The sequence below is a fragment of the Stenotrophomonas sp. STEN147 genome (assembly GCF_056757995.1).
Genome location: NZ_JBRRCG010000035.1, coordinates 1 through 5,561, shown reverse-complemented (window position 1 = coordinate 5,561; position 5,561 = coordinate 1). Strand labels below are relative to the sequence as shown.

Sequence of the window (5,561 nt, the reverse complement as noted above, 5' to 3'; positions counted from 1 at the left end):
TGGGGGGGGTGGAGGCCCGGCGTGGGTGCGCGCGGGGCCTGCCCGGGGGGCGGGTTGCTTGGGCGGCGCGCCCCGGCCTGGCCCCGGCGCTACCCGCAGGTGCTTACCAGCCGTAGGGCGGCGGGTAGTCCCAGTAGCCCGGGCCGCGACCGTAGTAGCCGCCATACGGGCCGAAGAAGCCCGGGCCCTCGCCTTCGCTGACGTGGATGTTGAGGTTCACCCCGCGGGTCTTGCCCTCGTCGGTGGTGTAGTTCTTGCTCAGATTCAGGGTGGCGGCGTTGTAGTGGCTGTTGCCGCCCCGCTTGGAGTACCCGATGCCGGTGGTGAAACTGCCGGAGACCTTCACCTTGTCGTCCTGCACGTCGGCGATGCGGGCATCGTCGTGCACGCGCGGGCCACTCTTGTCACCGTAGTAGGTGCCGGGCGGGTCCTGCTGCAACGTTGGATCATTGAGGTAACGCATCGGCGCCTGCGGCAATGTCAGGTCCAGCCCGGATGCCTGCGGTGCGGTGGCGCCGGCAGCGGACTGGGCGAGCACGGTCCCGGGCAGGGCCAGGCACAACAGCAGGGTCAGGGGGCGGATCATCTTGGCGCTCCAGCAGACAGGGACCACGCCACACGCGGCGTTACAGGCCGACGCTAGCAGGGCGTGCTTGAATGATGCCTGTCGGCGCCGGATTGGGATAGAGCCGGGCCATGCCCGGCGGCAGGTCACAGCCGCCCGAACCCGAACAGCTCCGCCAGCGGATGCTTGCGCCGCTCGATGCGAGCCCGTAGCAGCTGTGCGCCGATCATGGAATAGGTGATGCCGTTGCCGCCGTAGGCCATTGCCAGGTGCACGCGCGGCCCCCACTGTTCATGCGGACCGAAGAACGGCAATCCGTCGGCGGTCTCGGCGAAGGTACCGGCCCATGAGAATGCCGGTACCGGGTCGAGCCGGGGAAACCAGTGCAGCAGCTGCTTCATGAGCTTGTCTGCCTTGCCTTCCACCCGCCGGTCGCGCCGTGCCGGAATATCGATGGCATCGTCCAGCCCGCCCACCAGCAGGCGACGGTCGCCGGTGGCCCGCAGGTACAGATAGGGGCGCGCGCTTTCCCACACCATCGTGCGCTGCAGGGGGCCCAGCACCGCGGCATCGACAGGGTCGGTGATGAAGGCATAGCTGCTGCGGTTGCGTGCGACGCGCTGCGAGAGCCAGCGCTGGTTGGCGTATCCCATCGCCAGCACCACGTGGCCTGCGCGGATCGTAGCGCCTGATTCGGTCTTGGCGGTAACGCCCCGTGTACCTGGCGTCAGCGTGTGCAGCACGGTGCGATCGTGAATGTGGCCGCCGCGCTGGCGCACCCGCTTCAGCAATCCATAGGTGAGGCAGTAAGGGTCGACCCGCGCTGCCTGCCGGGTCAGCAATGCGCCGCCGGCGTCCACATCGAAGCGCTCCGCCAGGGCCTCCGGGCCCAGCCAGCGGGCGTCCAGGCCGGCGCTGCGGCGTGCCTGGCCCTCGGCCATGAGGCGGGGCACGTCGCGGTGGCGACTGGCCAGGTACAGGCTGTCCATGCGCCGGAAGTCCACGTCCTTCAGGCCACGCGCCACTTCGCCCAGTGCCGGGATCGCCTCGGCACAGGCCCGGTAGGCCAGCGTGGCCGCGTCGTGGCCATAGCGCTGGGCCAGTTCCAGCAGATGGGTGTCGATCTCGTACTGCAACAGCGCGGTGCTGGCGGCGGTGCTGCCCCAGCCGATGTCGCGCTGCTCGATCAGGGCGACCTGGTGACCGTGTGCTGACAGCTCATCGGCGATCAGCGCGCCGGTGATGCCGCCGCCGACCACCAGCACATCGCAGCGCAGGTCGCCCTCCAGCGGGGGAAATGCCTGGATCAGGCCATTGCGTACGGCCCACCAGGGATAGCCACTTTTCAGGTCCATGGTGATGGGTCAGGCGGTGGGATGGCCGGTGTGCGGCGTGTGGATCAGTTCGGACAGATCGAAGCCCTGCAGCCGCGCCGTGGCCAGATAATGGTCCCGCACGGTGGCGTCCAGCTTCGGCTCGCGTGCCAGCAGCCACAGGTAGCGGCGATCGGGGCTGCCAACCAGCGACACGCTGTAGTCCGGAGCGATCTGGATGACCCAGTAGTCGCCCTTGGCGAAGGGCAGCCAGCGCAGGCCCTTGGGCAGGAAGCTCACTTCCAGGCGCGCGCTGTCGTTGTCGACGGGGCAGGCTTCGCCGCTGGCCTCCTCGACCTGGCCGTCCATGCGGCAGCGGTTGTGGACGCTGACGTTGCCGTTGTCGAGCAGGCTGTAGTGCGCCGACACGTCGGTGCAGCCGTCCGGCTCGTGGCGCATGGGCAGGCGCGCGATCTCATACCAGGTGCCCAGGTAGCGGGGCAGCTTGAGGTCGGCGACGGTCTTCAGTGGCAGCTGTTCGGTCATCGGCAGGCGCAGCGGGAACGGGCCTCCACGATGCCGACGGCCTCGCCACGAGCGGGTGAAGCCGGAGCGATGGCGGTGTCCAGAACATTGCGTCGCCGCGGCGTCATTCCCGCTGTCATCGGCGCGGCGGTATCCTGCCGCCAGCGCCGGGTGTTCCGACCCAACCTGAAGTGGAGGTGCCGATGTACCAGGTGATCCTGTTGAAGAGTGAAACCGCGTTCGCGCGCGAGCAATGGCCGCAGGTCGACGACCTGGTGGACTATGAGGGCGTCAGCTACAGTCTGCGCGCCGGTCCGCGCCAGCCGCTGCCGACCGACCACGACTGGCCTCCGGTGGCGGTGTACGCCCCGGACGAAATCACCGAGGAAGAGTTCCAGGACTGGTATGCGCTGCAGCAGCCGACGGTGGAGGAGCTGCGGTTGAAGTACTGAACCGCGGGGGCGGGTGCTGCGGGCGGTGCCGCCCCGGGCATCCGACCTTGACCGGTCGTGCCGTATAGTCGCGCGCAGGCGCGGTGGTCCGCGCGAACCGGTGTGCATCTGGCGTGTCTTCCTTCCTGCAATCGATCCGCATGCGCGGGCCCTGGCTGGGCCTGCTGCTGGGTGCTGCCCTTCTGCTGTCCGCGCCGGTGCTCGCGCAGAACGAGGCGCCTACGCCGAAGCAGCAGCTGGCACAGATTGACAGCGCGCTCAAGGAGATCGACCGCAAGCGTGACGACGCCGAAGCCACCGAAACACTCGGCACGCTTTCAGAGAACGCCTCGAAGGCCAAGCGGGATGCCGAGGCGCTGGACAAGTCCCTGCAGCCACAGCTGGACCAGCTCAATGAGCAGCTGGCCCAGCTGGGTGAAGCGCCGCAGGGCACCAACGAGCCCCCCGACCTGGCCGCGCAGCGACGCACGCTCACCCGCGAGCGCGATGCCCTGGCCGCCTCGGTGGCCCAGGCAAAATCCATCGCGGTGCGTGCCCAGCAGTTGAGTGCGGACATCGACAAGCAACGTTCCGCGCAGATCAGCGAGGAACTGGGCCGCAAGGTCGATTCACCGCTGTCACCGTCGCTCTGGCGGCAGGTGGCCGATCAGCTTCCCGATGACATCGCCCGCGTGCGCCCGTTGGCGCAACAGGGGCGTGACACCCTGGCCAAGGCCATCGACACGCACGGCTGGGGCACCCTGCTGCTGGGCCTGGCCGCAGCACTGGTGATGATGTTCCCGCTGCGCCTGTGGCTGCGCGCGCTGGGGCGCCGGTTTGCCGCCTCGGAACGCGCGCCGGACGGCCGCCTGCGCCGTTCCGGCCTGGCCATGTGGCTGCTGCTGGTGGGCACCCTGCTGCCGGGCTATGCGGTGGTGGTGCTGGTGGCTTCGCTGAATGCCATTGGCGGCATCGCCCCGCGCCTGCAGAATGTGGCCGATGGCCTGGTGGCGGCGACCTTCGCTGCGGCCTTCATCGCCGCGCTCAGCGCGTGCCTGCTGATGCCCAGGCGCCCCTCCTGGCGGCTGCTGAACCTGGATGACACCGCCGCGCTGAAGCTGCGCAAGTACGCCTGGGGTGCCGCTGCGCTGGCCTGGCTGAGCAACGTGCTGGTGGCCATCGACCGTGCCACCCGCACCAGCGACGTGACCACGGTGGCACTGGACGGTGTGATTGCGCTGACCTACCTCGGCCTGATCATGGCCATGCTGGTGACCCTGGCACGCCTGCACCGGCGGCAGACGGCCGAAGCCGAAGCGAAGCTGGAAGCGCAGGCCGAGGGTCTCGGCGCACAGCAGCCGGTGCGCCGCAGCAGTTGGTTGGTACTGGCGCGCGTGGCTGGCAACATCGCGGTGGTGGCGGCGATCATCGCCACGCTGCTGGGCTATGTGAACTTCGCCAAGTTCGTGAACCAGCAGTTGATCGGCGGCAGCATCGTGGTGCTGGCAGCCACACTGCTGTTCAAGTTCGTCGATGATTTCTGCACCTGGCTGTTGAACGCCGACAGCAAGGTTGGCCAGACCATCCTGCTCAGCACCGGCCTGAGCGTCTCCAGGCTGGAGCAGGCCGGCGTGCTGCTGTCGGCGGTGCTGCGCACCTTCGTGGTCCTGATCGCGCTGCTGGCACTGGCCGCGCCCTTCGGCAATGTCGGCTCGATCGTGGAGCGCTTCGCGTCGCTGGCCAATGGCATTCCCATCGCCAAGGACCTGACGCTGGAGCCGGGCCGCATCGTACTGGCCATCGGCGTGCTGCTGGCCGGGCTGGGGGTGATGCAGGTGGTGCAGCGCTGGCTGGCCGACACCTACCTGCCCAAGACCGAACTGGATCTGGGCGCGCGCAATTCAATCAGCACCGTCGCCCGCTATCTTGGCATCATCATCGCGGTGCTGTGGGCCCTGACGGTGATGGGCCTGAACCTGCAGAAGCTGGCGCTGCTGGTCAGTGCGTTGTCGGTGGGTATTGGTTTCGGCCTGCAGGCGATCACCCAGAATTTTGTTTCCGGCCTGATCCTGTTGGCCGAGCGACCGGTGAAGATCGGTGACTGGGTGAAGCTGGGTGACCAGGAAGGCGATATCCGCCGCATCAATGTGCGCTCGACCGAGATCCAGGTGGGCGACAAGTCCACGTTGATCGTGCCCAACTCGGAGCTGATCACCAAGACCATCCGCAACATGACGATGGGCAACAACCAGGGCCGCATCCAGATCCAGTTCGCGGTACCGACCAGCACCGACGTCGCCGGCCTGCGGCAGGCCATGCTGGATGCCTATGGCGCGCACACCAGCGTGCTGCAGACGCCCGCGCCGACGGTGTACATCGACGGCATTGCCGGCGGCCAGATCACCATCAACAGCTTCGCCTACGTGGCCAGCCCGCGGCAGGTGTACGGCACCCGCAGCGATCTGTATTTCAGTCTGTTGCAGATCCTGGCGGAGCGGAACATTCCGCTGTCCACGCCGACGGACATCCACATCACCCGCGACCCCCAGGAGTAGGGGATTCCCGGCAGGGCTGCGCCCTGCACCTGCCGAGGCCGGAGCAACAGCAACAGCAACAGCAACACCAAGCATTCCATGGGATGGCGGGGTGGGTCCGGTTGCGGGGGCCGCTGCAAGTACGTCCATGTAAGCTCGGTCGCCGCATCCATGCGGCTCACGCCCCGCAACC

The 5,561-nt window shown here is 68.0% G+C and carries 5 protein-coding genes; 2 read left to right on the top strand and 3 right to left on the bottom strand.

Annotated features, from left to right (window positions below):
* Positions 1-103: 103 nt before the first annotated feature.
* The 3 genes from ACVOKU_RS18505 to ACVOKU_RS18495 form a co-directional block, all read right to left on the bottom strand.
* The gene (locus ACVOKU_RS18505) at positions 104-586 is read right to left on the bottom strand and encodes a hypothetical protein (protein ID WP_074900053.1); all 483 of its coding nucleotides are present in this window, start codon (positions 584-586) and stop codon (positions 104-106) included.
* Positions 587-711: 125 nt separating this feature from the next.
* The gene (locus ACVOKU_RS18500) at positions 712-1,920 is read right to left on the bottom strand and encodes an NAD(P)/FAD-dependent oxidoreductase (protein WP_481560588.1); all 1,209 of its coding nucleotides are present in this window, start codon (positions 1,918-1,920) and stop codon (positions 712-714) included.
* Between the two features lie 9 nt (positions 1,921-1,929).
* Positions 1,930-2,424 carry a lipocalin family protein gene (locus ACVOKU_RS18495; RefSeq protein WP_481560587.1) on the bottom strand — a complete coding sequence of 165 codons (495 nt, stop codon included), beginning with the start codon at positions 2,422-2,424 and terminating at the stop codon, positions 1,930-1,932.
* Between the two features lie 182 nt (positions 2,425-2,606).
* Between ACVOKU_RS18495 and ACVOKU_RS18490 the strand changes: the two genes are divergently transcribed.
* On the top strand, positions 2,607-2,855 hold the full coding sequence (locus ACVOKU_RS18490) for a hypothetical protein (RefSeq protein WP_053520409.1): 249 nt from the start codon (positions 2,607-2,609) through the stop codon (positions 2,853-2,855).
* A gap of 140 nt (positions 2,856-2,995) precedes the next feature.
* Positions 2,996-5,389, top strand: coding sequence for a DUF3772 domain-containing protein (locus ACVOKU_RS18485; RefSeq protein WP_481560589.1), 2,394 nt, complete (start codon positions 2,996-2,998; stop codon positions 5,387-5,389).
* Positions 5,390-5,561 lie beyond the last annotated feature (172 nt).